The sequence below is a fragment of the Micromonospora sp. NBC_01740 genome, assembly GCF_035920365.1.
GTDB lineage: Bacteria > Actinomycetota > Actinomycetes > Mycobacteriales > Micromonosporaceae > Micromonospora > Micromonospora reichwaldensis.
The window spans coordinates 3762592-3788163 of record NZ_CP109150.1; the positions used below are offsets into that span (position 1 = coordinate 3762592).

Genomic DNA, 25572 nt, shown 5'->3' on the forward strand with positions numbered 1-25572 from the left:
TCCACCTTCCTTCGAACAGACGTGCCAATACCCCGTGCGGCGCCGATCCATGCCGCCCTCCGGCGCGTCGTACGCCCGGACGCGTCGGGCGTGTCTCCGGCCGTCCGGGCGACGCGGGCGCGCATACGATCACCGGATGACGGCGGCGCAGCGGGCGGGTGTGGTGGTGGTCGGCGCGGGCATCGCCGGAGTGGCGTGCGCGACGGAACTGGCCCGCGCCGGCATCCCGGTGGAGATCCGCGAGCGCGCCCGGGTGGCCGGCGGCCGGATGGCCAGCCGCCGCTTCGACGGCCGGCCGGCGGACACCGGCGCCGCCTACTTCACGGTCAGCGATCCGGACTTCGCCGAGGTGGCCGAGGGATGGCGCGCGGCCGGCCTGGCCCGCGAGTGGACCGACACCTTCGTCGCGTACGGCGCCGACGGCCGGCGTGCGGCGCCCGGCCCGATGCGCTGGGCGGCGACCCGGGGGCTGCGGACGCTGGTGGAGCACCTGGCCCGGGACCTGCCGGTGACCGTGGACCGGCTCGTGCTCGGCGTCGCGCCCGGACCGGTGGTGGACGGGCGGCCCTGCGAGGCGGTGGCGCTCGCCATGCCGGGGCCGCAGGCGGCCCTGCTGCTCGACCCGGCCCTGGCCGCCGCCACCCGGGCCACGCAGGTCCAACGCTGGTCGCCGTCCCTGGCCGGGGTGCTGCGTTTCCCGGCCCGCCGGTGGGCCACCTTCCGGGGCGCCTTCGTCAACGACCACCCGCTGCTGAACCTCGTCTGCGACGACGGCGACCGCCGCGGCGACGACGCGCCGGTGCTGGTCGCCCACACCACGCCCGAGTTCGCCGCCGGCCACCTCGCCCAGCCCTCCGGCGCCGGCCCGGCGATCGAGGAGGCCGTCCGGGACCTGCTGGGGCTGCCCGAAGCGGCGGAGCACGTGCACGTGCACCGCTGGACGTACGCGAAGCCCACCGAAGGCCCCGGCGGGACGTACCACCTCGACGCCGACGGCGTCGGGCTGGCCGGCGACGCGTTCGGCGCACCCCGGGTGCAGAGCGCCTGGCTCTCCGGTCGCGACCTCGGCCGCGCCCTCGTCACCCGCCTGGGCGCAGGGTGAGGAAGCGGCCCCTGCGCACACCGGCGGGCCGGGCGGTCAACCCCCGGCGGTGACGGGCTCGCCGGCGTGGCGGCGTTCGGACGGGTCGGACGTGCGTTCCCCCGCCCGGTCCAGCAACTGCATCACCGGGGTCGCCGCGATGCCGTGCACCACCACCGAGACGATCACCACGAGGCCGACGGTCGCCCAGAGCAGGTCCGCCTGGGGGAAGTCGGTCTTCGCGGTCGCGTACGCGATGTAGAAGAACGAGCCGACGCCCCGGATGCCGAACAGGGCGATCACCCAGTGCTCGGCCGGCCGGCCGGGCGCCCCCCGCAGCGACAACCAGCCGAGCAGCGGGCGGACCACGAAGACCAGCGCCAGTCCGACCGCGGCGGCCGGCCAGGTCAGCGGGCCCAGCAGGCCACCCACCACGGCGCCGCCGAAGAGCAGCAGCAACAGCACGGTGAGCAGCCGCTCCACCTGCTCGGCGAAGTCGTGCAGCACGGCGTGGAACTCGTGGGTGCGCTCGGCGGCCCGGATCGCCCGCGCGGCCACGAACACCGCCAGGAAGCCGTACCCGCTGACGACCTCCACCAGCCCGTACGCCAGGAAGGTCGCGGCCAGCGCGAGGAAGCCCTCCGAGTGCCGGGCCAGCCGCAGCTTGCTCGGGGCCCGGAAGAAGAGCTTGCCGAGCAGCCACCCGACCAGCCACCCGCCCGCCACCCCCGCCGCCACCTTCCAGAGCACGTCCACGCCGAGCCAGTGACCCAGCCAGTCGCCGGGGGCGAGGCTGGTGGTGGCGATGGCGATGGCCGCGTACACGAAGGGGAAGGCCAGCCCGTCGTTCAGCCCGGCCTCGGAGGTGAGGGCGAAGCGGACCTCGTCCTCGGAGTCCTCGACGTCGGTGGGCTCGCCGACCTGCACGTCGGCGGCGAGCACCGGATCGGTCGGGGCGAGGGCCGCCCCCAGCAGCAGCGCGGCGGCCGGGACCAGCCCGGCCCACCACCAGCCGAGCACCGCCACCGCCACGATGCACAGCGGCATGGCGATGGCCAGCAGCCGCCAGGTCGACGACCAGCGGGCCCAGCTCAACGGCCGGTCGATCTTCAGCCCGGCACCCATCAGCGCGACGAGGACGCCGATCTCGGTGAGGTGGGTGGCGATCTCCGGGTGCGCGAGCGGGTCGGGGTCCGGCAGCCCGATGGGGAGGAGGAAGACCAGCATGCCCAGCCCCAGGAAGGCGATCGGCATGGACAGTGGCCGGCGTTCGAGCACGCGGGGCAGGATCCCCGCCAGCAGCGCGCCCAGACCGACCACCGCGAACGCCACGTCTACCGGCTCCACGACCCCACCTCTCCGCCTCGCCCACGGCGTGCGGGCAGGTGGTGCAAGTCCTTGCCCCCGGAAGACTTCTCGTATTCCTCTTCGGAGCGACGGAGCCGGCGGCGGTCACCCCGCCCGGGTGACCGGCGAGTCGTCGAGGGCGGCGAGCAGCGCGGCGGGATCCTCGTAGACGGCCACCGCACCGGCCCCGGCCAGCTCGCCCCGGCCGGTGCCGCCGCAGGTCAGACCGACGCAGGGGATGTCCAGCTCGCCGGCGGCGGCGACGTCCCACACCGAGTCACCGACGAAGACCACGCGTTCGGCGGCGAGCCCGGACTGCTCCAGCGCGGCGACCAGGATGTCCGGCGCCGGCTTGCTCTCCCGCGCGTCCGCCGAGCTGGTGATCGTGTGGATCACGTCGTCGGCGGCCAGCGCCCGGCGCAGCGCGGTCACCTCGTGCTCGGCGGCGGAGGTCGCCAGCACCACCCGAAGTCCCCGCTCCGCGCAGGCGCGCAGCAGGTCGGCGGCGCGGGGCAGCGGGACCAGCCGCTCCCAGTACTCGGCGAAGAGGGTGTCATGGGCGGCGCGCAGCTTCTGGTCCGCGCTCCGGTCGCGCTCCGGGCCGAGCAGGTGGTCGAGCAGCTTGTCCGAGCCCATCCCGATGGCGCGGTGGATCGTCGCCATGGGTACGGGCCGGTCGGTCTGGCGCAGCGCCTCCCACCAGCTCACGGTGTGCAGGTAGGTGGTGTCGACCAGGGTGCCGTCCACGTCGAAGAGGACACCGGTGGGCTTGTCGGTGGGCATACGGTCCTCCTACCCCGTCGGGCCGGGCTGACGCCCCCGCTCACGCGGGCGGGATGAGGATCTCGAACCAGACCGTCGAGCCGCGTACGGTCGGGTCCGTCCCCCACGCGTCGCTCAGCTCCTCGATCAGCCCCAGTCCCCGGCCCCGACTGCTGAGCGTGTCGGTCTGCGCGCGGGTCACCGTGCCCCGGGTGCCCGAGTCGGCGACCGACACCAGCAGCCGCTCCGGGCTGAGGTCGATCTCCACCCGGGCGGCCGTGCCGGCGTGCAGCAGGGCGTTGGTGGTCAGCTCGCTGGTGCAGAGCACCGCCGCGCCGATGATCGACTCGGGCACCTGCCACTCCGTGAGCTGGGCGGTCATCCAGTGCCGTACCCGGCTCGGCGCGGTCGGCTCGGCCGGCACCTCCATGCTCGTCGACCGGGACGGCCGCAGCGCGTGCTCCACCGCCAGCACCGCGACGTCGTCCTCGGTGGCGCCGGGCACCGCCGCGGTGGCCACCGCGCACAACGCGCGGGGGTCGCCGCTGCCCGCGCCGGCCACGGCGACGGCCAGGGCGTCCAGGCCGGTCGTCAGGTCCTGCCAGCGCCGCTCCACCACACCGTCGCTGAACAGCAGCAGCGTGTCGCCGGGGGCGAAGGGCACCGTGACGGTGCGCGGCCGGCAGCCCAGGCCCAGCGGGGCGCCCGCGGGCACGTCGAGGTACTCGGCGACCGGGTCGCCGTCCGGGGCGCACCGGCGGATCAGCGGCGCGGGGTGACCGGCGCTGGCCAGGGTGAGCCGCTGCCGGTCGACGTCAACGACCCCGAAGACCACCGTCACGAACAGCTCGTGCGTGTCGCCCTCGGCGCCCAGGCTGGTCACCAACCGGTCGAGCCCGGCCAGCACGGCGTCGGGGCGGGGGTCGGTCAGCGCCAGCGCCCGCAGCGCCGCGCGGACCTGACCCATCCGGGCCGCGGCCTGCACGTCGTGGCCGGCGACGTCGCCGAGCACGATCCCCAGGCCGCCGTCGGGCAGCAGGAAGGCGTCGTAGAAGTCCCCACCGGCGGCGTTGCCGTCGACGCCCGGGTCGTAGCGGGCGGCGATCCGCATCCGGGGCAGGTCGGGCAGGTGCTCCGGCAGCATGCTGCGTTGCAGCAGCTGGGCCGTGCCGTGCTGGGTCTCGAACCGGCGGGCCCGCTCGGCTGCCTGGCCGACCAGTTCGGCCGACGCGGCCAGCAGCGCGCGCCGGGCGGCCGACCAGACGTGCGGGACCTGGTAGCCGACCGTCAGCCCGCCGCGCACCACCGAGGCCCGCAGCGGCACCGCCGCGAGCGAGCGGACCTTCTGGTCGTGCCGGTCCACCGAGATGTCCCGCAGCGGCTGGCCGTCGTCGACGAAGTACGGCACGCCGCTGCGGGCGGAGGTCACCACCGGCCCCAGCCAGTCCGGCGGGACGCGCCGCCACAGCGGGGGGAGTCGCTCGTCGGCCTCGTCCATCAGCTCGCCACGGATGCGCCGGACCATCCGCCAGCCGCCGCCGCCCTCGTCGACGGCGAACGAGACCCGGTCGGCGTCGAACACGGTGATCGCGTAGCGCAGCGCGACCCGGGCCACGTCGTCCAGGGTGAGGGTGCCGGCGAGCGCCGCGGCGAAGTCGCTGAGGCTCTGCAACTGCTGGGTGACCTGGGTGGTCTCCGCGGCCACGGTCAGCACGCCGACGATCCGCCCGGCGCTGTCGCGCACGGGGGAGTAGCCCCGGGTGAAGACCGACTGCTCGACCAGGCCGGGACGGCGGTGCAGCGGGAGCGTGGTCTCCTTCTCCAGGAACGGCTCCCCGGAGCGGTAGGTGTGCGCGATGGCGTCCCCGACGCCGGGCAGCGGCCAGGACTCGGCGAACACCTGGGCCGCCGGCCGGCCCACCGCGTCGGGGTGCCGGTCGCCGATCAGCTCCGCGTACGCGTCGTTGTAGACGAGCAGGTGCTCGTCGCCCAGGGTGAGGGCCATCGGCACGGGCGAGGCGAGGAGCAGTTCGGTGGCGGCCCGGACCGCCGGGTCCCACGTCCGCCACGCACCGAGCGGGGTGCCACCCCAGTCGTGGCGCGGGACGGCGGCCGCCATGCCCGACGCGGAGGGCGTTCCCGAGACCGGGGCTGGTGGGTTCGGGACCCGTCCGACCGTTCCTGGCATGAGCGCAGCCTAGCCGGAGGGTCCGTCGGCAGTTTCCGATCATGCCCCGCGCGTCGCCGGGGCCGGACGTTCGGGCAGGTCAGGGCCATTCTGCGGTGACATGTCGGGAAAAACCCGGGGACTCCGACGGCGTGCCGCGTCGGTGGCGGGGTAAGCGCGCGGCGCAGTCCATGCGACAGGAGGGACATCATGCCGGAAAGCCTCGCGGTCAGGCAGGTCGACATCGGCAACGCCGTGGCCGACATGTGGAGGTCGGTGCTGCTCTTCATACCGCGGGCCATCGCGTTCATCGCGATCCTCGTGGTCGGATGGCTCATCGCCAGAGCCGTGCTCAAGATCGTGGACACGGCGCTGGAACGGGTCGGGTTCGACAGGGCGGTGGAACGGGGCGGCATCAAGCGTGCGCTGGAACGCACCAAGTACGACGCCAGTGACATCCTGGCGAGACTGGCGTACTACGCCGTGCTGCTGTTCACCCTGCAGTTCGCCTTCGGGGTGTGGGGACCCAACGCGATCAGTGACCTGATCAGCGGCGTGGTCGCCTGGCTGCCACGCGCCTTCGTGGCGATCATCATCATCGTCGTGGCCGCCGCGATCGCCAACGCCGTCCGGGATCTGGTCACCGGGGCGCTGGGCGGGCTCGCGTACGGCAAGGTCCTGGCGGACCTGGTGGCGGTCTTCATCCTCGCGCTGGGTGTGATCGCCGCGCTGAACCAGGTGGGCATCGCCACCACGGTGACCACACCGGTGCTGATCGCGGTGCTCGCCACCGTGGCCGGCATCCTGATCATCGGTGTCGGCGGTGGCCTGGTGCGGCCGATGCAGAACCGCTGGGAAGGCTGGCTGAACCGGATGGCCGAGGAGTCGCGGGCGGTGCAGGAGCACCGCCGGGCCCGGGAGGCCGGTCAGACCGACGTCGGCCGGCAGATGGCGGACCGGACGGCGGCCGAGCGCACCGAGGTCATGCCCCGCGGGCAGGAGTCCGCGACGGCCGGCGGGCGCGGCACGTACCAGTCGGGGAGCGTCAGCGACGAGACCCAGCAGTTCCGCCGCTGACCTGGCGGTGAGCGAGACGGGGAGGGGTGTCCGCGGACGTGCGGGCGCCCCTCCGGCGTGTCCGGCCGGGGTCCGGGGCCCGCCCGGGCTTCAGATCAGCGGGAGCGGAGCGGTCGCCGGGGCCCCGAGCGAGCGGGTCAGCGCGCAGACCGCGAGCAGCCGGGTGAGCAGCCAGTCCGGTGCGGACCAGTCCACCGGGGCCGCCGGCGGCTGCCAGCCGTGCTCCAGCGCGGCGGCGCGGACGCCCTCCGCGTAGCCGGCGAGCGCGGCGGCGCTCAGCGGCCGGCGGTCGCCGTTCAGGCTCTCCCGCACCGCCGCGGCGTGCTGGTCGACCAGGGCGAGCAGGCCCGGACGCGCGGCGGCGGCGGCCAGTCCTTCGGCGCCGACCGAGGTGGACAGGAGAGCGAGGGTGGCTCGCGCCGAACTGGCGGCGGAACGGGCCTCGACCCGGGTGAACGGCACACGCATGGTGACCGAGGCTATCCGGCCGTGACCAGGGTCGACCTCGGCCGGTCGGCGGGTTTTTGACCCTCCCCCGAACGGTCAGCGGGCGGCGCGGGGGGTTGATCCGACGCGGGTGGGGCAGGAGGAGACCGCCCGGACGGGCACAGCGCAAACCTGGAGGAACGGATGGGACGACACGAGGACGGGCCGGACGAACGGCACCGCAGGCCCGCCGGGGTCAGCGACGAGACGGTGGCGGCGCTCGGCAAGCTGAGCGAGGCGCTGGAGTGCGTCGAGCGGGTCCGCGGTCACCTCTATTCGCTGCACCAGCTGGTGGGGCACGCCGACCTGATGCTCGACGACGCCGTGGAGATGTTCCGCGCCGCCGGGCACGACCGGATCGCCGACCGGATCGACACCGACCTGCTGGGCCGCAACGTGATCGCCGGACGGTGGACGTTCCAGATCGTCGAGGACTTCGACGACAACTACTACGCCCTCTTCCGCGACCTGGACCGGGCCGCCCGGGAGGAGCTGGTCGGCGGTCGCCGGCACCTCTACGAGGCGGAGATGAAGGAGCGGCGGCGCAGCCGGGGCCGACCCGGCCACGAGGCGCGGCCCGACGGCGGAGGCTAGCCGCGTGCGCCCCCGCCGCGCGCGACGGGCGGGCCGCCGCGTCGGCGGGTGGGCTGGCTGTAGGGCCCAGGGACAGCTAGCGCGCCGCGACCGGGTGCTCCTCGGCCGCGATGCGCAGCGCCTCGACCAGGCGGCGGTAGAGGTCGTCGCCGGCCAGCAGCTCGGCGTGGGTGCCCTGGGCGCGGATCCGGCCGTGCTCCAGCACCACGATCCGGTCGGCGTCGAGCACCGTGGAGAGCCGGTGTGCGATGGTCAGCACGGCACCGACTGCCGCGCGCTGCCGGACGCACTCCTGCAACGCCGCCTCGGTCAGCCCGTCGACCTGCGCGGTCGCCTCGTCGAGCAGCAGCACGTCGGGGGTGCGCAGCATGGCCCGGGCCAGGGCGATGCGCTGGCGCTCCCCGCCGGACACCTCCGTCGACGACAGCGACGTGTCCAGTCCGTCCGGCAGTGAGTCGATCTTGTCGTCGAGCCGGACGGCGCGCAGCACGGCCCGGATCTCCTCCTCCGTGGCGTCCGGATGGGTGAACCGCAGGTTGTCGCGGATGGTGCCGGGCACCACCGGCGTCTCCTGCTCGACGTACGCCAGCCGGGCCCGCACCTGGTCGTGCCCGTGGGCCGCGTACGGTCGGCCGTCGAGCAGCAGTTGCCCCCGCTCGGGCTCGAGGAAGCGCAGGATCAGCGAGAAGAGCGTGGTCTTGCCGGCTCCCGAGGGCCCCACGATCGCGGTGTGCCCACGCCGGGGGACGGCCAGGTCGATGTCCCGCACCGCCGGGGGCGCCTCCGGGCCGTACCGGGCGGTGACCCCGCGGAACACGAGCACCGGCTGCTCCGCGTCGGGCGTCGGCGCGCGTTCCGCCGGGGCGGGCGCCGGTCCCGCCGGCTCGGTCGCGATGGTCTCGACCTCGCGGATCCGTCCCGCCGCCGCGATCCCCGCCTGCAACGCCGTGGTGTTCTGGGTCAGCTCGGTGATCGGCCCCATCAGCTGGAACGTGTACAGCAGGAAGGCGATCAGGCTGGAGATCTCCAGCAGGCCGTGCTGGGCCCGCCAGGCGCCGATGCCCAGGATCGCGATCACCGCGAGCTGGATCCCCGTCCAGGCGATCGTCCAGACCGACGCCGTCACCCGCGCGGCCCGTACGCTGTGCGTCGCCGCCTGCCGGGCGTCGGCGACGATCCGCTCGGTCAACCGGGCTTCCGCCCGGCTGGCCTTGACCGTGCGGATCGCGCGCAGCGCCCCCTCCAGGACGCCGCCCAGCGCGCCCGTCGACTCCTGCGCCGCGGCCTGCGCCTGCCCGATGCGGGGCATCAGTGCGCCCATGACCGCGGCGACGACCAGCACGGCGGCCACGGTGCAGCCGAGCAGGAACAGGTCGAGCACCCCCATCAGCACGAGGGTGCCGGCCAGGGCGATGCCGGCGTTGACCAGGCCGACGATGCTGCCGGACGCCTCGCGTAGCAGCTGGGTGTCGGAGGTGGCCCGGGTGACCAGTTCGCCGGTGGGGCGGCGTTGCAGGTCGCCGACGCGGGCCTGGAAGTAGTGCCGGACGATCGAGGCCCGCGCGTCGAGCACGACGCGCTCGGCCAGCGTTCCGAGCAGCCGCCACTGCCACAGCGAGACGGCCGCGCCGACGACGACGAGCGCCAGCAGGGCGCCGATCGGGCGGGCCATCGACTCGCCGGCGCCGAGCGTGTCCAGGACCCACTTGGTGACCATCGGCGTCGCGAGCCCGGCCGCGTTGGCGGCGAGCCCCAGCACGAGACCGAGGAGCATCGTCCGCCGGTGCGGGACGAGGAACGAGGTGAGCGTGCGCAATCGGGAGAACGCCGGGGCGGAAGGAGTCATGCCCTGAATGGAACACCAGTGTTCCATTCAGGGCAACCGGTATTCCGAAAGGACGTGTTGGTATCCTCGCCGACGTGACCGACCAGCAGGTGTCCGGCAGTCGCGCCCGGACCCGCCAGGCCATCGTCGACGCGGCGATCGAGGTGTGGGGGCGCAACCCCGCCGCCTCCCTCGGCGACATCGCCACCGCCGCCGACGTGGGGCGTACGACGTTGCACCGCTACTTCGCCGAGCGGGCCGACCTGTTCGGGGCGGTCGGCGCCGAGGCCGGCGCCCGGCTGGACCGGGCGACCGCCCAGGCGCGGATCGCCGAGGGCACCGGTGCGTCGGCCGTGCGCCGGCTCTGCCAGGAGTACTTCGACCTCGGCACTCTGCTCTCGCTGATCTTCACCGAGCCGGAGACCGGTGCCGGTTCCATCGACGGCGGGTGCGACCCGAACTTCGTCGCGATGGTCGAACGCGGGCACCGTGACGGCACCATCGACCCGGAGCTGCCGGCGGGGTGGGTGCAGAGCCTGATCTGGTCCCAGTTGTACGCCGGCTGGGCCTACCTGGCCGAGACCGGTGCCTCCCGGCACGAGGTGCTGCGCCTGATCCTGCGCACCGTCGACGGCGCGATCGCGGTCAAGCCGGGATGATCCGGCCGGCGCGGCGGGATGCCGTCGCGCCGGCTGCCGCGTCACTCCATGGAGCGGGCGTCCGCCGGGCGGCGGCGGGCCGCGTCGTCGGCGATGATCACGGTCGCCACCATCAGCGCGACGCAGAGGCTGAACAACCAGGAGTCGTCCGATGCCAGCTTGGCGGAGACGGGAGCCTGCAGCGCGGCGAGGAGGAAGCCGAGCCATGCCAGGCGGCGCTGACGCGTGGAGAGGATGCCGGAGCCCTGATGCATCCCGAAAGTCTTGCGCGCGACCCGGCGCTTGCCGTCAGCCGAACGGCCGATTCTGGATGAGCTGTCCGTTTTACCACCCGTCCGGACCGTAATCTTCGTCCCACCGGGGGAGGCGGACTGGCGCCGCCGCCGACTCAGGGCAGGATGGTCCTCCGTGTCCACCGCCCCGCCCCGCGCCTCGCTGCTCCTGCTGGCCTACCTCGCCTTCGTCAGCCTCGGCCTGCCCGACGGCCTGATCGGCGTGGGCTGGCCCTCGATCCGGGCCGACTTCGGCGTGCCCACCGAGGCCGTCGGCCTCGTGCTCACCGCCGGCACCGCCGGCTACCTGACCTCCAGCGTCCTGGCCGGCTTCACGCTGGCCCGGCTCGGCGTCGGCTGGCTGCTCGCCGGCAGCACGCTGCTGGCCAGCCTCGCGCTCACCGGCTACGCGTCGACGCCCGGGCTCACCCTGATGGTGGGCTGCGCGCTGGTGCTCGGCCTCGGCTCCGGCGCGATCGACTCCGGCCTGAACGCGTACGCCGCCGGCGCCTTCGGCCCCCGGCACATGAACTGGATGCACGCGTTCTTCGGCCTCGGCGTGGCGCTCGGACCGTTGATCATGACCGGTGCGCTCAGCGCCGGGCTCTCCTGGCGCTGGGGCTACGGCCTGGTGGCGGGGGCCCAGCTCGCGCTGGCCGCCGCGTTCGCGCTGACCGTGCGGGCCTGGCGGGACCGCGCCCCGGCCCGCGAGCCCGCCGGGGAGGCGGCCGTCGCCCCACCGACCGTCACCCGGGTACGCGAGACGCTGCGCCTGCCGGCGGTCTGGCTCGGCGCGTCGGCCTTCGCCGTCTACGTGGCCATCGAGGTGGCGGCCGGGCTCTGGGCGTTCCTGCTGCTGACCGAGGGACGCGGCCTCGGCGCAGCCGTCGCCGGCGTCTGCGTCTCGGGCTACTGGGGCAGCCTGTTCGTCGGGCGCGTGGTGCAGGGCGTGGTGGCCGAACGGCTGGGCGCGGCGGTGGTGCTGCGGGGCAGCCTCGCCGGGATGGCGGTCGGCGCGGTCCTGATCGCGCTGCCGGCACCGGCCTGGGTCGCCGTCGCCGGGCTGTTCGTCGTCGGCTTCGCCGCCGCCCCGGTCTTCCCGCTGCTCACCCTCACCACCGCCGAGCGGGTCGGTGCGGCGCACGCGGACCGGACCATCGGGCTCCAGATCGCCGCGGCCGGGCTCGGCGGCGCGCTGGTGCCCGCCGGCATCGGGGTGCTGCTCGGCAACACCTCGGTCGAGCTGCTCGGGCCGGCGCTCGTCGTCCTCGCGCTGGGCCTGATCGCCCTGCACGCGGCCGGCACCCGCCGGCCGGCCCCGACGCCCCGCTGAGCGGCGCGGACCGTCGCGTCGAGCGGCCCGGACCCGCGACCTCGGACGGCCCGGACCTTTCGCGTCGAGCGGCGCGGCGGGCGGACCCGGGGTGGGCCCGCCCGCCGCGCCGTGCGGTTCACATCGTGTCCGGTCCGGTCCGGCCGGTCGTCGAGGGCCGGTACGCGCGGTCCGGGTCGGTCGGCTCCCGGCCCGCACCGGCGGCCTGCCCGCCGCGGTCCGCCGCCTCCGGGCCGTGCCCGAAGGCCGCCTCCTCGCCGGCGTCGTTCCCCGTCACGTCGTCGGCCTGGCCGTCCAGGGTCGACCGCGCGACGGCCCGGTCCAGTTCCTGGAGCGAAGTCCGTTCCTCGTCCCGCCACACCTTGTCGTCGTCCGTCATGTCAATCGCGGTACCCCGGCCGGGTCCCCGCAAACGACGATGGCCGCCGGGGGAGCCGGCGGCCATCGGAGGTTCACACCCGGGGGCGGGGAATCAGGGCTGCGGGCGGTCGACCTTGCCGCGCCAGGCGCCGGTCTCCTGACCGCGTCGCTCGATGAACTGCTTGAACCGCTCCAGGTCGCCCTTCGCGCGCCGGTCGACGACGCCGAGCTTGTCGCCGGCCTGCTCGACCACGCCGTGCGGTTCGAACTCGAGCTGGAGCGTGACCCGGGTGTTGTCCTGGTCCAGCCGGTGGAAGGTCACCACGCCGGCCTGCTGGGTGCCGCCCGTGGAGCGCCACGCGACCCGCTCGTCCGGGAGCTGCTCGGTGATCTCGGCGTCGAACTCCCGCTTCACCCCGGCGATCTCCACCGTCCAGTGGGTCATCGTGTCCGTCAGCTGCCGGACCTCCTGGACCCCCTCCATGAAGTGGGGGAAGTCCTCGAACTGGGTCCACTGGTCGTACGCGGTGCGGACCGGGACGGAGACGTCCACGTGTTCGGTAACGCCACTCATAAGGCATCCTCCTTCGTCCGCCGGTGACGGGCCGGATCGTGCGGGGATCCGGTCACCAACGGGTCGTCTCGTTCTTGTGGCCGAGCGCCGCCCACACCTCGGAGATCGTCTGGTAGCGGGTGCCCTCGGGCAGCCGCTCCAGTTCGGCGACGATGTCCGCCGGCGCCTCGTTGTCCCGCGCGTTGGCGATCAGCGTCTCCCGGTCACCGGGCAGGGCGGCCATCGTGATGAACCGGCCGAGCCGGCTGCGTCGCTCGACGTCCTCGGAGCTCATCCCCTTGGGCGCGCCCGTACGCAGGTCGCCGGCCGGGGCCGTGGTCGGCTCCGGCTGGTCCTCACCCGCCGGCTCCGGCACACGGGACTCGTCGACCCGCGAGCCGCCGGTCCCCGGCCCCTGCACGAGGCCGCTGACCTCCCGGCTCATCTGCTCGTCGACCCTCGGTCCGTGCTTGCTGCTGCCACGTTCCATGCCTTCTGCGCTACCCGGTGGCACCGGCGGTAAACGGGCGCTCCGGCGTCGCGGCCGGTAAACCCGCGCGGGTCACGTGGTGGCCGGCGTCTTCGGGGGCAGGACCGGCTCGTCGGGGTCCGGCTCGCCGGCCTGGAGCACCCGGCCGCGCTGGAGTTCCGCGTTGATCTGCACGCCGAGCATCAGCGCCGAGTTGGACAGGTAGAGCCAGACCAGGAACGCGATCACGGCACCGAGGCTGCCGTAGGTGGCGTCGTACGAGCCGAAGTTGGCGACGTAGAGGCCGAAGCCGAAGGAGGCGAGGGCCCAGGCGACCAGGGCCACCGCGCCGCCCGGGGTGAGCCAGCGGAACCGCGGCTGCCGGACGTTCGGCGCGATCCAGAACAGCAGGCTCAGCAGCACCATCATGATCATCGCGAGCACGGGCCACTTGGCGACGCTCCACGCCGTACGCGCCAGTCCGCCGGCGTTGATCAGGTCGCCCACCGCGTCGGTGACCGGCCCGCTGACGATCAGCCCGGTGGCGACGATCGCCAACAGCACCAGCGAGATCGCCGCCAGGCCGATCTGCACCGGCCGCAGCTTCCAGATCGGCCGCCCCTCCTCGACCCCGTAGACGGCGTTGGAGGCCCGGGTGAACGCCCCGATGAAGCCGGAGGCCGACCAGAGGGCACCGAGCAGGCCGAAGCTCAGCAGCGCGCTGGCCGAGTCGTTCTGGTCGACCACGCCCCGCACGACGCCGACGAAGCCCTCGTTCGCCACCACCGAGCCGGCGCCCATGTCCCGGGCCAGGTCCAGCACGGTGTCGACGGTCTGCTCGCCGTTGGACACCAGCCCGACCAGGGCGACCACCACGATCGTGGACGGGAAGAGCGCGAGCACCCCGTAGTAGGTCAGGGCGGCGGCCCAATCCGCGCAGTTGTCCTTGACGAAGTTGCGCACGCTGCGCACCAGCACTCCGCGCCAGGTGCGCCAGCTCAGCTGCCGTACCCGGCGGGGGATCCGCGGTCGCCGCTCCCCGGCGAGCACCGCGCCGGGTTCCGTCGTCGTCATGCCCGCTCCCTGCGCCCCGGCCGCCGGATGACCCGGTGCATCCGGCTTCGCCTGGCCCGCCGGTACCCCTGGCCGGAAATCGACAAACCCGACCTCCGGTTTGCCGACCGGACGCGGGGGAACGGTCAGGGGAACCCATCGACGCGGAGGAGGACGAGATGCCCGGGCGCGAGGTACTGCCCAGCACGCTGCGACGCTCCCCCAAGAAGGCGCAGCGCACCTGGGAGAAGACGCATGACTCGGCCGTGGAGACGTACGGCGAGGGGGAGCGGGCGCACCGCACCGCCTTCGCCGCCGTCAAGCACGAGTTCGAGAAGGTCGGCGACCACTGGGAGCCCAAGGGTCGCAAGGGGCCGAGCGACCGCCAGGCGGCCGGCGGCGGACCGGAGCGCCGGGCGCCCACGGCCGGCGGGGTGGACGCCAACGCCACCAAGGACCACCTGATGAAGGTGGCCCGCAAACTGGACGTGCCCGGCCGTTCGACCATGACGAAGCCCGAACTGGTCAAGGCCATCGACAAGGCGAACAACCGCCGGACCGCCAAGGCCCGCGGCCGCTGAGGCCACCTTTCGGGTACGCGACGCGGGGGCTGTCCGTCCGCGGACAGCCCCCGCGCGCTGTCTCACCAGTGGCCGCCACCGGGCGCCTCGATGTGCACCGCCTTCGTCGCGGTGAACTCGTCCAGCAGTTCCGGCCCGTAGCCGAAACCGTGCCCGCTGCCCCGGCGCGGGTGCGCGGCACCGCCCGGCGCGCCGCCGAACACCGCGTTGACCTTCACGGTGCCCACGGGCAGTTCCCGCCAGGCGCGCTGGGCGTGACTCATCGATCCGGTCAGCACCGTCGCGGCCAGCCCGTACGGGGAGTCGGCGGCGCACCGCAGCGCCTCGGAGAACGAGTCGACGGCCACGATCGGGGCGACCGGCCCGAACGTCTCCTCGCGTACCACCGTCATGTCGTGCCGGCAGTCGGTGAGCACGGTCGCCGGGTAGAACGCCCCCGGCCCGTCGGGCAGCGTGCCGCCGGTGCGGATCCGCGCGCCCTGGGCCACCGCCGCGGTGACCTGCCCGTGCACGTGGTCGCGGTGCCGCCGGTCCACCAGCGGCCCCAGTTCGGTACGCGGGTCGCCGCCCGGGCCCGTCCGCAGCTTCGTGGCCCGCTCCGCCAGCGCCAGCGCGAAGTCCTCCGCGACGTCCCGGTGCACGTAGATCCGCTCCACCGCGACGCAGATCTGCCCCGCGTTGGCGAACGCGCCGATCGCCGCCTGCCCGGCCGCCCACACCGGGTCGACGTCGCCGTCCACGACGAGCGGGTCGCTGCCGCCGTTCTCCAGCAGTACCTTCGCCCCGGTCCGTGCCGCCGCGGCCGCGATGGCCCGCCCGGTGGCGGTGGAGCCGACGTGGGCGACGACGTCCACCTCCTGGGCGGCCAGCGCCGCGCCGACCTCCGGGCCGCCGGTCAGCAGCGACAGCACCCCGGGCGGCAGCGCGGAGTCGAGCGCCTTCGCCAGCAGCCAGCCGGTCGCCGGGGCGCGCTCGCTCGGCTTGTGCAGCACCACGTTGCCGGTGACCAGGGCCGCGCCGAGCAGCCCGCAGGAGACCGCCACCGGGTCGTTCCACGGGGTGATCGCGGCGACCACCCCGCGCGGCTGCGGCGTCATGAAGTCGAGGGCGTGGGTGGCGCCGTGCAGGGTCCGCCCGCCGCGCACGGGGGCGAGTTCCGCGTACTGTCGCAGCGTGCCGATCCCCGCCTCCACGCCGCCCCGGGCGTCCGACAGGGGTTTGCCCATCTCGGCCGTCGTGGCCCGGGCCAGGTCGTCGGCCACCGCCGCCACGGCGTCCGCGGCCCGGTGCAGGGCCGCCGCCCGTTCCGCGGGGGCGGTCGCCGCCCACTCCGCCGCGACGCCGCGCGTCGCCTCCACCGCCTTGCCGACCTCGTCGGCCGTCGCGACCGGCGCCGAGCTGACCGGGGAGCCGTCGGCCGGATCGTGTACGACCAACTCGCCACCCTCGCCGCCCGCGCCCCACACTCCGCCTATGAGCTGCGCAACCGTGTACATGGCAGTGCATGCCCCGGCCCCGGCGCGGCAAACGCGTTTCGCCCGGTTGCTGGCCGGGTAGGCGGATCGGATGAGTTCGCCCGGCGCGGAGAGCGCGGACGCCGTCATCGTGGGAGCAGGCCACAACGGCCTGGTCGCCGCCAATCTGCTCGCCGACGCCGGCTGGGACGTGCTGGTGCTGGAGGCCACGGAGACCCCGGGCGGGGCGGTGCGTTCCGCCGAGGTGACGGCTCCCGGCTACCTGAGCGACCTCTACAGCTCCTTCTACCCCCTCGGCTACGCCTCGCCGGTGCTGCGCGGGCTGGGGCTCGACCGTTACGGTCTGCGCTGGCGGCACTCCCCGGACGTGCTGGCCCACCTGCTGCCCGACGGGCGGGCGGCGGTGCTCAACCGCGACCCGGAGGCCACCGCGGCCTCGCTGGAGGCGTTCGCGCCGGGCGACGGCAAGCGCTGGCTGCACGCGTACGACGACTGGCGCCAGGTGGCCGAGCCGATGCTGGAGAGCATCACCAGGCCGTTCCCGCCGGTGCGCGGGGGCCTGAGCCTGCTGCGCCGGCTGCGCGTGTCGGGGGCGCTGCGGCTGGCCCGGCGGCTGGTGGTGCCGGTACGCAAGCTCGGCGACGAACTCTTCGAGGGCGAGGGCGGCCCGGTGCTGCTGGCCGGCTGTGCCCTGCACACCGACCTGTCGCCCGAGGAGGCCGGTTCGGGCGTGTACGGCTGGCTGCTCGCCATGCTGGGCCAGCAGGTCGGCTGGCCGGTGCCCGACGGCGGCGCCCAGAAGATCACCGACGCGCTGGTGGCCCGGCTGACCGAACGCGGCGGCCGGATCCTCTACGGCGCACACGTCGACCGGGTGCTGACCGCCCGCGGCCGGGCGATGGGCGTGCGTACCACCGGCGGCGCCCTGTGGCGGGCCCGCCGCGCGGTGCTCGCCGACGTCCCCGCGCCCGCCCTCTACCTGGACCTGGTCGGCGCGGCGGCGCTGCCGCCCCGGCTGGTGGAGGACCTGGCGCACTTCCGCTGGGACGGCTCGACGCTCAAGGTGGACTGGGCGCTGTCGGCCCCCGTGCCGTGGACCAACCGGGCGGTCGCCACCGCCGGCACCGTGCACCTGGGCGCAGACCTGGACGGCCTCACCAGCTACGCCGCCGCGCTGGCCCGCAAGGAGATCCCGCGCGACCCGTTCCTGCTGCTGGGACAGATGTCGGTGGCCGACCCGAGCCACTCGCCGCCGGGCACCGAGTCGCTCTGGTCGTACACCCACCTGCCGTTCCGCCAGAAGTGGCGGGCCGAGGAGATCGCTGCGCACGTCGAGCGGATGGAGCAGGTGCTGGAGGAGGCCGCGCCGGGCTTCCGCAGCCTGATCGTGGGGCGGCACGTGGCCGGCCCGGCCGACCTGGAGGCGGGCGACCCGAGCCTGGTCGGCGGCGCGCTCGGTGGCGGCACCGCCGCCGCGTACCAGCAGCTGTTCCTGCGCCCGATCCCCGGCCTGGGCCGCGCGGACACGCCGGTGGACCGGCTGTTCCTGGCGAGCGCGTCGGCGCACCCGGGCGGCGGCGTGCACGGCGCGCCCGGCGCGAACGCCGCCCGGGCCGCCCTGGCCCGCGACCGCGCCCTCACCGGCCCGCTGTACGCGGCCGGGATCGACGCCGCGCACCGCGCGGTCTACCGCTGACCGCCAGCACGGCGAAGACGACAAGCTCGCGCCCTGCGCCCTGCGCCCTGCGCCCGCCCTGCGCCCCCTGCGTCGCGCGCGGGGCGCTCCGGGCACCGGGCGCCCGGCACCGTGCGCGCGGGGGCATCTGGTGGGGCCGGGGCGCCGTGCACTACGGCCTGGGTGACCAGGCCGACTCTTCGCCAAGCCGGACCCGCCGGCGGATTGTCTGACGAGATTGCTGACGGACAGTGAGGGCAGCGCTGGCCGCGTGGGTCGTTCGCCGCGCCCTTTGCTCTGCATCCATATACGCAACAGTTGCTCTGAGTGATGGCGTGCGGCGAGTCCGCTGCACCGGCGGCGAGCCAGCCCCAGCTCAGCGACGTGGTGCGTCCGTGGCTGCAGAGCAAAGGGCGGCGAGCGGCGATCCGAAGGCGGAGCCGACGGTCACGGAAGGTGAGGGTTGCGCTCCGTGGTCGCGGTGTGTGGGCTGATCGGACGTCCCGTGCGGCGGGCGGCCGGGACTCAAGGTCGCCGTCCGCTCTCCGCCCCTCCGCTCTCCGCCCGTCTGCCGCTCGTCGCTGCTGTCGCTCGCCTTCGCCCTCGCTGCGCCCGTCCCTCGCCCTCCGCCGCTCGCCTGCCGCCCCGGACCTGGCCCGCGGAACGGACCGGGACCGGGGCCAGGGCGGGGCGGCGTGGCACGGCGGGATCGGGTCGGGTCAGCGTTCGATGTTGCGGTGCTTACTGCGCAGCTTGAACGGCATCAGCGCGCTCTCGACCTTGGTCGCGGTGGTCATCTTGGACGCGCCGTCGCGCCGCTCCTCGAAGCGGATCGGGACCTCCAGGATGGTGTGCCCCAGCTTCGTGGCCAGGTAGTGCATCTCCACCTGGAAGCTGTAGCCGTTGGACTGCACCCGCTCCAGGCCGATGTCGCGCAGCGCGTCCGCCCGCCAGATCTTGAAGCCGGCGGTGAGGTCGCGGATCCGGACCCGCAGCAGCGTGTGCACGTAGAGGTTGGCCCAGCCGCTGAGCGCCCGCCGGTAGAACGGCCAGTTCTCGTCGAGCTCGCCGCCCGGCACGTACCGGGAGCCGATCACCACGCCGGCCTGGGTAGAGAGCAGCGCGCCGAGCATGCCCGGCAGCGCCTCCGGCGGGTGCGACAGGTCGGCGTCCATCTGCGCCACGTACTCCGCGCCGCCGTCGAGGGCACGCCCGATGCCGTCCACGTAGGCCCGGCCGAGGCCCTCCTTGCCGGCCCGGTGCACGACCTCGACCCGGTCGGGGTGCTCGATGGCCAGCTTGTCCGCCACCTCACCCGTGCCGTCCGGCGAGTTGTCGTCGGCGACCAGGATCTTCAGGCCCGGCAGCGGCAGGGCCAGCAGCCGCTCGACCAGCACCGGGAGGTTGCCCGCCTCGTTGTAGGTGGGAACCACGACGGTCAGGCGTGCGTCCCGCCACGGCACGGGCAACTGCACGGGTTCGATCATGTCGGACATCCTCGGTCGGCGGACAGGGCTCCCTGAGAGCGTAGCCAGTTGCCACATCCGGGTCGAAAAGGCCACCCCTACCGCCCCGTCTTCCGCCCCGACGAGGGCCCGTTCCGGGTGTCAGCGGAGGCGGCGGGCCAGCGCGGTGAGGGCCACCGCCAGGCCCGCCAGGGCGGCGCCGGAGACGGCCGGCTTGTGCGTACCGATCCACAGGGCGGCCGAGCGGCCCCGGGCCCGGTCGGTGAACACGCCCTCCGCGCCCCGGTCCCGTTCGTCGTCCCCGGGACGGTCCAGGTTGTCCCGCCAGGCGACCGGGTCGATCGGGGTGTCGGTCTGCTGGCTGTCGTAGCCGTCGCGTGCCAGCTTCCGGTCGAGCAGGCCGGGGGCCAGGACATCGCCGAGCCGGGCGCGCCAGGTCGGTCCGCCCACGTTCAGCTCGCGCGGCCCGTGGTCGGCCGCCCAGACGATCGCCTTCGCGGCCACCTCGGGTGCGAAGATCGGCGGTACGGGCTGGGGGTGCCGGGGCAGTCGGGTGCGTACCCAGGAGAACTGCGGGGTGTTGATCGCCGGCAGTTGCACCATCGACAGCTTCACGCCCGGGCAGTCGTGCAGCAGTTCCGCCCGCAGCGAGTCGTTGAAGCCCTGGACGGCGTGCTTGCTCGCGCAGTACGCCGACTGCAACGGGATCCCGCGGTAGGCCAGCGCGGAGCCGACCTGCACGACCGCGCCCCGCCCACGTGCCCGCATGTGCCGTAGCGCCGCGAGGGTGCCGTGCACGGTGCCGAGGTAGTTGACCTCGGTGACCCGCCGGAACTCGGTGGCCGGGATCTCCCACGCCGGGGCGAAGACCGAGACCATCGCGTTGTTCACCCACACGTCGATGCCGCCGAACCGGTGCACCACGTCGTCGGCGGCCTGCTGCACCGCCTCGGCGTCGGCCACGTCCACCCGGTAGGTGCACACCTCCGAGGCGCCCAGCTCCCGGCAGTCGCGCTCGGCGGCCGCCAGCCCGGCCTCGCCGCGGGCGAGCAGCGCGAGCCGGGCGCCGCGCTCGGCGTACCGGCGGGCGACCGCCCGTCCCACGCCGGCGCTCGCCCCGGTGACCACCACGGTCTGCGTCATGCGTCCGCCTTCTGCCGCATGGCGATGTCGGCCAGCCGGGTCAGGGTCTCCTTGTTGCGCTGGTGCAGCACCAGGTCGTTGATCTTGTTGCGTATCCAGTGCAGCGGACCGGCGGCGAAGTCCTCGCCGATGCGTACCCGGGTGGCGTCCGCGCCGACCGCTTCGAGGGTGAACACCACGATGGCCTCCCCGGCCGGCCAGAGGCCGGCGCGGATCACCAACCGGCGCGGCGGGTCACAGGTCAGCACCGTGGAGACGTCGTGCAGGGAGAACGGCCACGGCCCGGCCTTGTGGTGCAGTTGGCTGCCCACCCGGGGCCAGGCGTCGTCCACGTCGCGCACGTGCACCGTGCCCACGACCCAGTCGCTGTACGTCCACCCGTCCGCCAGCACCGCCCAGACCTGCTGCGGGGAAGCTTTGATCACTTTCTCCACAATCGCCACTGTGCTCCCATACCCCCGGTCTGGCCGGGGCTAACGGTGCCGATGGGTTAGCTTCTCCCGGGCGACGGGTAACGGCACCTGCGAGCCGGCGTGTCGGCGCCGCCGGCGTACGACGCGGGGGGCGCGTCCGGGACGACGTTTACTCCCCGGGGCGCCGGGAACCCGCCGGCTGTGCGACAGGACCAGGTGGAGCCGGATCAGCGCAGGTCAGCCCGGGTTTTTGCCGGTGCTGGCGCGGCGGGGCCCGGGCCCGTCCTGTTCGACGCGGTGCTGCTGGACCGCGACGGAACGCTGATCGAGGACGTGCCGTACAACGGCGACCCCGAGAAGGTACGGCCGGTGCCGGGGGCGCGGGCCGCCCTGGACCGGTTGCGGGCGGCGGGCCTGCGGCTGGCGGTGGTGACGAACCAGTCCGGCCTGGCCCGTGGCTTGTTCACCGGGGCGCAGATGGAGGCGGTGCACGCCCGGGTCGAGCGGTTGCTGGGGCCGTTCGACGCCTGGCTGGTGTGTCCGCACGACGACGGCGACGGATGCGGGTGCCGCAAGCCGGCGCCGGGGCTGGTGCACGCCGCGGCGCGGGAACTGGGCACCGTGCCGGCGCGGTGCGTGCTGGTGGGGGACATCGGCCGGGACATGATCGCGGCGTCGGCCGCGGGCGCGTCGGGGATCCTGGTGCCCACGCCGGTGACCCGGCCGCAGGAGGTGGCCGCCGCGCCGCAGGTGGCCGCCGATCTCCCGGCGGCGGTGGCGGAGATCCTGCGCCGCCAGGCGGCGCTCGACCCGGCCACCTACCGGCAGGCCGACACCGACACCGACGCCGCGCGGGGCGCCGGCAGGGGGCGGACGGGGACCGTGCTGGTGGTACGGGCCGACTCGGCCGGGGACGTGCTGGTGACCGGGCCCGCCATCCGCGCCGTCGCCGCCCACGCCGAGCGGGTGGTGTTGCTGTGCGGGCCCCGGGGCCGCGCCGCGGCGGAACTCCTGCCCGGCGTCGACGAGATCGTCGAGCACCGGCTGCCCTGGATCGACCCCGCCCCCGACCCCGTCGACCCCGCCGACATGCGTCAGCTCGCCGACCGGCTCGCCGCCGTGCACGCCGACGAGGCGGTCGTCTTCACCAGTTTCCACCAGTCGCCCCTGCCCCTGGCCCTGCTGCTGCGCCTGGCCGGGGTCGGACGCGTGAGCGCCATCAGCGACGACTACCCGGGCAGCCTGCTCGACGTACGGCACCGCGTGCCGGCCGGCGTACCCGAACCGGAACGCGCGCTCTCCCTCGCCGCCGCCGCCGGCTTCGCCCTCGCCGACCACGACGGACCCGCCCTGCGCCTGCGGCCGGCGCAGGCGCCGCCGCCGGAGGTCGGCGCGCCCGGCTACGTGGTGCTGCACCCCGGCTCGGCGGCGCAGGCCCGGGGCTGCCCGCCGGAGCTGGCCGCGCGGATCGCCCGCGCCCTGACGGCCGCCGGCCACCGGATGGTGGTCACCGGCGGCCCCGACGAGCAGGAGCTGACCGCGCGGGTGGCCGGCGACGTCGCCGTCGACCTGGGCGGGCGGACCGGCCTCGCCGGGCTGGCCGCGACGGTGGCCGGCGCCGGCGCGGTCGTGGTCGGCAACACCGGCCCCGCCCACCTCGCCGCCGCCCACGGGGTGCCGGTGGTCAGCCTGTTCGCCCCCACGGTGCCGTTCGGGCAGTGGGGGCCGTGGCGGGTGCCCACGGTGCGCCTCGGCGACGCGGAGGCCGCCTGCCGCGACACGCGGGCGGCGCGCTGCCCGGTGCCCGGGCACCCCTGCCTGAGCGGCGTCGACCCCGAGGAGGTCGTCGACGCGTTGCGGCTGCTCGGGGTGACCCCGTCGGCCCGGTCGGGGCCGCCCACCGGCGGCTCGTCCGCCGGCGTGACGACGCTGGCCACCATCGGCGGGAGCGGCGGATGAACCTGCTCCTGTGGCACGTGCACGGCTCCTGGACCACGTCGTTCGTGCACGGCAAGCACCGGTACCTGGTGCCCGTCACCCCGGACCGGGGCCCCTACGGCCTCGGCCGCGCCCGCACCTACCCGTGGCCCGACACGGCCGTCGAGGTGACCCCCGAGCAGTTGCGCACCGCCGACGTCGACCTGGTCGTCCTGCAACGCCCCGAGGAGATCGACCTCGCCGAGCGGTGGCTCGGCCGGCGGCCCGGCCGCGACGTACCCGCCGTCTACGTCGAGCACAACACGCCCAAGGACGGCGACGTGCCCAACAGCCGGCACCCCATGGCCGACCGCGACGACCTGCTCGTCGCCCACGTCACCGGGTTCAACGAGCTGTTCTGGGACACCGGGGCCACCCGCACCACCGTGGTCGACCACGGCATCGTCCCTCCCGCCGCGGAGTACACGGGCGAGCTCGACCGGCTCGCGGTGGTGATCAACGAGCCGGTACGCCGGGGTCGGGTCACCGGCACCGACCTGCTGCCCCGCTTCGCCGAGATCGCCCCGCTGGACGTCTTCGGCATGAAGGTGGCCGGGCTGGCCGAGCACCTGGGCCTGCCCGCCGACCGGCTCACCAGCCACGACGACCTGCCCCAGCACCGGATGCACGCCGAGTTGGGGCGGCGGCGGGCGTACCTGCACCTGTGCCGCTGGACCTCCCTGGGGCTGAGCCTGATCGAGGCGATGTCCATCGGGATGCCGGTGGTCGCGCTGGCCGCCACGGAGGCGGCGATGGCGGTGCCACCGGGGGCGGGCGCGCTGTCCACCCGGCTCGACACCCTGCTCGACGCCGCCCGCCGGTTCGTCGACGAGCCGGCGGAGGCACGCCGGGCGGGGGAGCGGGCCCGCGCCGCCGCCCGGGACCGCTACGGCCTCGACCGTTTCCTCGCCGACTGGGACCGGCTGCTGGAGGAGGAAGTATGCGCATCGCGATGATCTCGGAGCACGCCAGCCCGCTCGCCATCCTGGGCGGCGAGGACGCCGGCGGTCAGAACACGCATGTCGCCGAGCTCTCCGCCGCCCTCGCGGCCGCCGGACACGACGTGCGGGTCTACACCCGCCGCGACGCCGTGGACCTGCCGGTGACCGTACGCAGCGCCGACGGCTACGACGTGGTGCACGTCCCGGCGGGGCCGGCCGAGCCGGTCGCCAAGGACGCCCTGCTGCCGCACATGCGGGAGTTCAGCCGCTGGCTGGTCGACCGGTGGCGGGGCGGCGACTGGATGCCCGAGGTGATCCACGCGCACTTCTGGATGAGCGGCCTCGCCGCGCTGGCCGCCAGCCGGCAGACCGGCGTTCCGGTCGTGCAGACGTACCACGCCCTGGGGGTGGTCAAGCGGCGCCACCAGGGCGTGCAGGACACCAGCCCGGCCCGCCGGATCGGCTACGAGCGGGAGCTGGGCCGGGCCGTCGACCGGGTCATCGCCCAGTGCCGCGACGAGGTCGGCGAGCTGGTCCGGATGGGCGTGCCACGGTCCCGGATGACGGTCGTGCCGTCCGGGGTCAACCTGGGCACGTTCGCCCCGCTGGGGCCGACCGCCGAGCGGGAGGACGGCCGGCCGCGGATCCTGACCGTCGGCCGGCTGGTCGAGCGCAAGGGCTTCCAGACCGTGGTGCGGGCGATGGCGTACGTGCCCGAGGCCGAGTGCGTGGTCGTCGGCGGCCCGCCCGCCGGCCTGCTGGAGACCGACCCGTACGCCCGCCGGCTGCGCGCCCTCGCGGTCAGCTGCGGGGTCGCCGACCGGGTGCGACTGGTCGGCGCGGTCCCCCGCGAGGAGATGGGCCGCTGGTACCGCTCGGCGGACGTCCTGGTGGCCGCCCCCTGGTACGAGCCGTTCGGGCTCACCCCGCTGGAGGCGATGGCGTGCGGCGTGCCCGTGGTGGGCACCGCCGTCGGCGGGATCAAGGACACCGTGGTCGAGGGCGTCACCGGCGACCTGGTGCCGGCCCGGGACCCGCGTGCGCTGGGCGCCGCGATCCAGGGGCTGCTCGACGACCGGATCCGCCGCTTCGCGTACGCGACGGCGGCGCGGGAACGGGCCCGGCGGCGGTACTCCTGGGCGGCCACGGCGGAGCGGCTGGTGGAGGTCTACGGCGACGTGGCGGTCCACCGGCCGGCCCGGGTGGTGGCCTGATGGCGGCACCCACGCCGCTGGACGCGCACCTGACGAACCTGGCGGCGGCGCTGGTGCCCTTCCGGCGGCACGAGACGCTGCTGGCCCGGTGGGGGGAGGCCCTCGCGCGTCGGCTGGTCGACGGCGGCCGGCTGCTGGTGGCCGGCAACGGCGGTAGCGCCGCCGAGGCCCAGCACCTCACCGCCGAACTCGTCGGGAAGCTCCGCGACGACCGCCAGCCCCTGTCCGCCATCGCGTTGCACGCGGAGACCTCCGCGATGACCGCCATCGGCAACGACTACGGCTACGACGAGGTCTTCGCCCGCCAGGTACGCGCCCACGGCCGCGCCGGCGACGTCCTGCTGCTGCTGTCGACCAGCGGTACCAGCGCCAACCTGCTGGCCGCCGCCCGGGCCGGCCGCGACAGCGGACTCACCTGCTGGGCCCTGACCGGCCCCGCCCCCAACCCCCTGGCGGAGCTGTGTCACGACGTGCTCGCCGTCGGCTCGGCCGACAGCCAGGTCGTGCAGGAACTCCACCTCGTCACCAGCCACCTCCTCTGCGAGTACGTCGAGCGGGCGCTGCCGGTGGCGCCCGCCGCGCCCGTACGGACCGGGGTCGAGGTGGTGCTCGACGGCGGTGCAGGTCAGCAGGTCCAGGCGTGATGAGG

The 25572-nt window shown here is 74.9% G+C and carries 25 protein-coding genes; 11 read left to right on the plus strand and 14 right to left on the minus strand.

Annotated elements, in window-relative coordinates; genetic code table 11:
- The first annotated feature begins 160 nt into the window (after nt 1-160).
- Nucleotides 161-1102 (plus strand): NAD(P)/FAD-dependent oxidoreductase, encoded by a 942-nt coding sequence (locus OG989_RS17490; protein ID WP_327031188.1) that lies wholly within the window; start codon nt 161-163, stop codon nt 1100-1102.
- 36 nt (nt 1103-1138) lie between these two features.
- Here the strand turns inward: OG989_RS17490 and OG989_RS17495 are convergent, their stop codons facing one another.
- The 3 genes from OG989_RS17495 to OG989_RS17505 all read right to left on the minus strand — a co-directional run bounded on the left by OG989_RS17495 (nt 1139) and on the right by OG989_RS17505 (nt 5378).
- Nucleotides 1139-2428: a cation:proton antiporter gene (locus OG989_RS17495; RefSeq protein ID WP_327027625.1), complete on the minus strand. Its 1290-nt coding sequence runs from the start codon at nt 2426-2428 to the stop codon at nt 1139-1141.
- A gap of 105 nt (nt 2429-2533) precedes the next feature.
- Nucleotides 2534-3211 carry an HAD family hydrolase gene (locus OG989_RS17500; RefSeq protein ID WP_151455763.1) on the minus strand — a complete coding sequence of 226 codons (678 nt, stop codon included), beginning with the start codon at nt 3209-3211 and terminating at the stop codon, nt 2534-2536.
- A 40-nt stretch (nt 3212-3251) separates the two neighbouring features.
- Nucleotides 3252-5378, minus strand: coding sequence for an ATP-binding SpoIIE family protein phosphatase (locus OG989_RS17505; RefSeq protein ID WP_151455764.1), 2127 nt, complete (start codon nt 5376-5378; stop codon nt 3252-3254).
- A 189-nt stretch (nt 5379-5567) separates the two neighbouring features.
- Here OG989_RS17505 and OG989_RS17510 point away from each other — a divergent pair, with 189 nt between their 5' ends.
- A complete protein-coding gene (locus OG989_RS17510; protein WP_151455765.1) occupies nt 5568-6434 on the plus strand; it encodes a mechanosensitive ion channel family protein in 867 nt (288 codons plus the stop codon).
- Between the two features lie 90 nt (nt 6435-6524).
- On the opposite strand, the gene OG989_RS17515 is transcribed toward OG989_RS17510, so the two are convergent.
- Nucleotides 6525-6902 (minus strand): DUF6401 family natural product biosynthesis protein, encoded by a 378-nt coding sequence (locus OG989_RS17515; RefSeq protein ID WP_327027627.1) that lies wholly within the window; start codon nt 6900-6902, stop codon nt 6525-6527.
- A gap of 162 nt (nt 6903-7064) precedes the next feature.
- Between OG989_RS17515 and OG989_RS17520 the strand changes: the two genes are divergently transcribed.
- The gene (locus OG989_RS17520) at nt 7065-7514 is read left to right on the plus strand and encodes a hypothetical protein (RefSeq protein ID WP_151455767.1); all 450 of its coding nucleotides are present in this window, start codon (nt 7065-7067) and stop codon (nt 7512-7514) included.
- A gap of 76 nt (nt 7515-7590) precedes the next feature.
- Here OG989_RS17520 and OG989_RS17525 read toward each other — a convergent pair whose 3' ends face one another.
- A complete protein-coding gene (locus tag OG989_RS17525; RefSeq protein ID WP_327027629.1) occupies nt 7591-9360 on the minus strand; it encodes an ABC transporter ATP-binding protein in 1770 nt (589 codons plus the stop codon).
- 74 nt (nt 9361-9434) lie between these two features.
- On the opposite strand from OG989_RS17525, the gene OG989_RS17530 reads away from it, so the two are divergent.
- Entirely contained in the window at nt 9435-9998 is a 564-nt protein-coding gene (locus OG989_RS17530; RefSeq protein WP_151455768.1) for a TetR/AcrR family transcriptional regulator, read from the plus strand.
- A 41-nt stretch (nt 9999-10039) separates the two neighbouring features.
- Here the strand turns inward: OG989_RS17530 and OG989_RS17535 are convergent, their stop codons facing one another.
- Nucleotides 10040-10252 (minus strand): hypothetical protein, encoded by a 213-nt coding sequence (locus tag OG989_RS17535; RefSeq protein WP_132235960.1) that lies wholly within the window; start codon nt 10250-10252, stop codon nt 10040-10042.
- Between the two features lie 154 nt (nt 10253-10406).
- Between OG989_RS17535 and OG989_RS17540 the strand changes: the two genes are divergently transcribed.
- On the plus strand, nt 10407-11603 hold the full coding sequence (locus OG989_RS17540; RefSeq protein WP_151455769.1) for an MFS transporter: 1197 nt from the start codon (nt 10407-10409) through the stop codon (nt 11601-11603).
- 118 nt (nt 11604-11721) lie between these two features.
- On the opposite strand, the gene OG989_RS17545 is transcribed toward OG989_RS17540, so the two are convergent.
- From OG989_RS17545 to OG989_RS17560, 4 genes are all read right to left on the minus strand, one after another.
- Entirely contained in the window at nt 11722-11982 is a 261-nt protein-coding gene (locus OG989_RS17545; protein WP_151455770.1) for a hypothetical protein, read from the minus strand.
- A 93-nt stretch (nt 11983-12075) separates the two neighbouring features.
- Nucleotides 12076-12537: an SRPBCC family protein gene (locus tag OG989_RS17550; RefSeq protein WP_327027630.1), complete on the minus strand. Its 462-nt coding sequence runs from the start codon at nt 12535-12537 to the stop codon at nt 12076-12078.
- Nucleotides 12538-12589: 52 nt separating this feature from the next.
- Nucleotides 12590-13006 (minus strand): DUF2795 domain-containing protein, encoded by a 417-nt coding sequence (locus tag OG989_RS17555; RefSeq protein WP_151455772.1) that lies wholly within the window; start codon nt 13004-13006, stop codon nt 12590-12592.
- A gap of 72 nt (nt 13007-13078) precedes the next feature.
- Complete coding sequence (locus OG989_RS17560) at nt 13079-14059, minus strand: YihY/virulence factor BrkB family protein (protein ID WP_151455773.1); 981 nt, start codon at nt 14057-14059, stop codon at nt 13079-13081.
- Nucleotides 14060-14217: 158 nt separating this feature from the next.
- On the opposite strand from OG989_RS17560, the gene OG989_RS17565 reads away from it, so the two are divergent.
- Entirely contained in the window at nt 14218-14619 is a 402-nt protein-coding gene (locus tag OG989_RS17565; RefSeq protein WP_327027632.1) for a ChaB family protein, read from the plus strand.
- A gap of 62 nt (nt 14620-14681) precedes the next feature.
- Here the strand turns inward: OG989_RS17565 and OG989_RS17570 are convergent, their stop codons facing one another.
- Nucleotides 14682-16115: an aldehyde dehydrogenase family protein gene (locus OG989_RS17570; protein ID WP_151455774.1), complete on the minus strand. Its 1434-nt coding sequence runs from the start codon at nt 16113-16115 to the stop codon at nt 14682-14684.
- 70 nt (nt 16116-16185) lie between these two features.
- Between OG989_RS17570 and OG989_RS17575 the strand changes: the two genes are divergently transcribed.
- Nucleotides 16186-17790, plus strand: a complete 1605-nt coding sequence (locus OG989_RS17575) for a phytoene desaturase family protein (protein ID WP_327027635.1) — start codon at nt 16186-16188, stop codon at nt 17788-17790.
- 698 nt (nt 17791-18488) lie between these two features.
- Here the strand turns inward: OG989_RS17575 and OG989_RS17580 are convergent.
- The 3 genes from OG989_RS17580 to OG989_RS17590 all read right to left on the minus strand — a co-directional run bounded on the left by OG989_RS17580 (nt 18489) and on the right by OG989_RS17590 (nt 20803).
- Complete coding sequence (locus OG989_RS17580; protein WP_327027637.1) at nt 18489-19256, minus strand: polyprenol monophosphomannose synthase; 768 nt, start codon at nt 19254-19256, stop codon at nt 18489-18491.
- 120 nt (nt 19257-19376) lie between these two features.
- Entirely contained in the window at nt 19377-20378 is a 1002-nt protein-coding gene (locus tag OG989_RS17585; protein ID WP_327027638.1) for an SDR family oxidoreductase, read from the minus strand.
- Nucleotides 20375-20803 carry an SRPBCC family protein gene (locus OG989_RS17590; RefSeq protein WP_327027639.1) on the minus strand — a complete coding sequence of 143 codons (429 nt, stop codon included), beginning with the start codon at nt 20801-20803 and terminating at the stop codon, nt 20375-20377. The genes OG989_RS17585 and OG989_RS17590 overlap by 4 nt, the downstream gene beginning before the upstream one ends.
- Nucleotides 20804-21088: 285 nt before the next feature.
- Between OG989_RS17590 and OG989_RS17595 the strand changes: the two genes are divergently transcribed.
- The 4 genes from OG989_RS17595 to OG989_RS17610 are packed head-to-tail and all read left to right on the plus strand — an operon-like array spanning nt 21089 to nt 25567.
- Entirely contained in the window at nt 21089-22750 is a 1662-nt protein-coding gene (locus tag OG989_RS17595; protein ID WP_327027640.1) for an HAD-IIIA family hydrolase, read from the plus strand.
- Nucleotides 22747-23724 (plus strand): glycosyltransferase, encoded by a 978-nt coding sequence (locus OG989_RS17600; RefSeq protein ID WP_151457249.1) that lies wholly within the window; start codon nt 22747-22749, stop codon nt 23722-23724. Before OG989_RS17595 ends, OG989_RS17600 begins: the two co-directional genes overlap by 4 nt.
- Nucleotides 23709-24923: a glycosyltransferase gene (locus OG989_RS17605; protein WP_327027641.1), complete on the plus strand. Its 1215-nt coding sequence runs from the start codon at nt 23709-23711 to the stop codon at nt 24921-24923. The genes OG989_RS17600 and OG989_RS17605 overlap by 16 nt, the downstream gene beginning before the upstream one ends.
- A complete protein-coding gene (locus tag OG989_RS17610) occupies nt 24920-25567 on the plus strand; it encodes a D-sedoheptulose-7-phosphate isomerase (RefSeq protein ID WP_151457251.1) in 648 nt (215 codons plus the stop codon). The genes OG989_RS17605 and OG989_RS17610 overlap by 4 nt, the downstream gene beginning before the upstream one ends.
- Nucleotides 25568-25572 lie beyond the last annotated feature (5 nt).

Bases quoted from the DNA above. Each gene is read 5' to 3' on its own strand.
- OG989_RS17535 (WP_132235960.1), bottom strand. From the start codon at position 10,252: ATGCATCAGGGCTCCGGCATCCTCTCCACGCGTCAGCGCCGCCTGGCA.
- OG989_RS17550 (WP_327027630.1), bottom strand. From the start codon at position 12,537: ATGAGTGGCGTTACCGAACACGTGGACGTCTCCGTCCCGGTCCGCACC.
- OG989_RS17545 (WP_151455770.1), bottom strand. From the start codon at position 11,982: ATGACGGACGACGACAAGGTGTGGCGGGACGAGGAACGGACTTCGCTC.
- OG989_RS17570 (WP_151455774.1), bottom strand. From the start codon at position 16,115: ATGTACACGGTTGCGCAGCTCATAGGCGGAGTGTGGGGCGCGGGCGGC.
- OG989_RS17580 (WP_327027637.1), bottom strand. From the start codon at position 19,256: ATGATCGAACCCGTGCAGTTGCCCGTGCCGTGGCGGGACGCACGCCTG.
- OG989_RS17500 (WP_151455763.1), bottom strand. From the start codon at position 3,211: ATGCCCACCGACAAGCCCACCGGTGTCCTCTTCGACGTGGACGGCACC.
- OG989_RS17605 (WP_327027641.1), top strand. From the start codon at position 23,709: ATGCGCATCGCGATGATCTCGGAGCACGCCAGCCCGCTCGCCATCCTG.
- OG989_RS17510 (WP_151455765.1), top strand. From the start codon at position 5,568: ATGCCGGAAAGCCTCGCGGTCAGGCAGGTCGACATCGGCAACGCCGTG.
- OG989_RS17575 (WP_327027635.1), top strand. From the start codon at position 16,186: ATGAGTTCGCCCGGCGCGGAGAGCGCGGACGCCGTCATCGTGGGAGCA.
- OG989_RS17560 (WP_151455773.1), bottom strand. From the start codon at position 14,059: ATGACGACGACGGAACCCGGCGCGGTGCTCGCCGGGGAGCGGCGACCG.
- OG989_RS17505 (WP_151455764.1), bottom strand. From the start codon at position 5,378: ATGCCAGGAACGGTCGGACGGGTCCCGAACCCACCAGCCCCGGTCTCG.
- OG989_RS17525 (WP_327027629.1), bottom strand. From the start codon at position 9,360: ATGACTCCTTCCGCCCCGGCGTTCTCCCGATTGCGCACGCTCACCTCG.
- OG989_RS17520 (WP_151455767.1), top strand. From the start codon at position 7,065: ATGGGACGACACGAGGACGGGCCGGACGAACGGCACCGCAGGCCCGCC.
- OG989_RS17565 (WP_327027632.1), top strand. From the start codon at position 14,218: ATGCCCGGGCGCGAGGTACTGCCCAGCACGCTGCGACGCTCCCCCAAG.
- OG989_RS17515 (WP_327027627.1), bottom strand. From the start codon at position 6,902: ATGCGTGTGCCGTTCACCCGGGTCGAGGCCCGTTCCGCCGCCAGTTCG.
- OG989_RS17600 (WP_151457249.1), top strand. From the start codon at position 22,747: ATGAACCTGCTCCTGTGGCACGTGCACGGCTCCTGGACCACGTCGTTC.
- OG989_RS17555 (WP_151455772.1), bottom strand. From the start codon at position 13,006: ATGGAACGTGGCAGCAGCAAGCACGGACCGAGGGTCGACGAGCAGATG.
- OG989_RS17585 (WP_327027638.1), bottom strand. From the start codon at position 20,378: ATGACGCAGACCGTGGTGGTCACCGGGGCGAGCGCCGGCGTGGGACGG.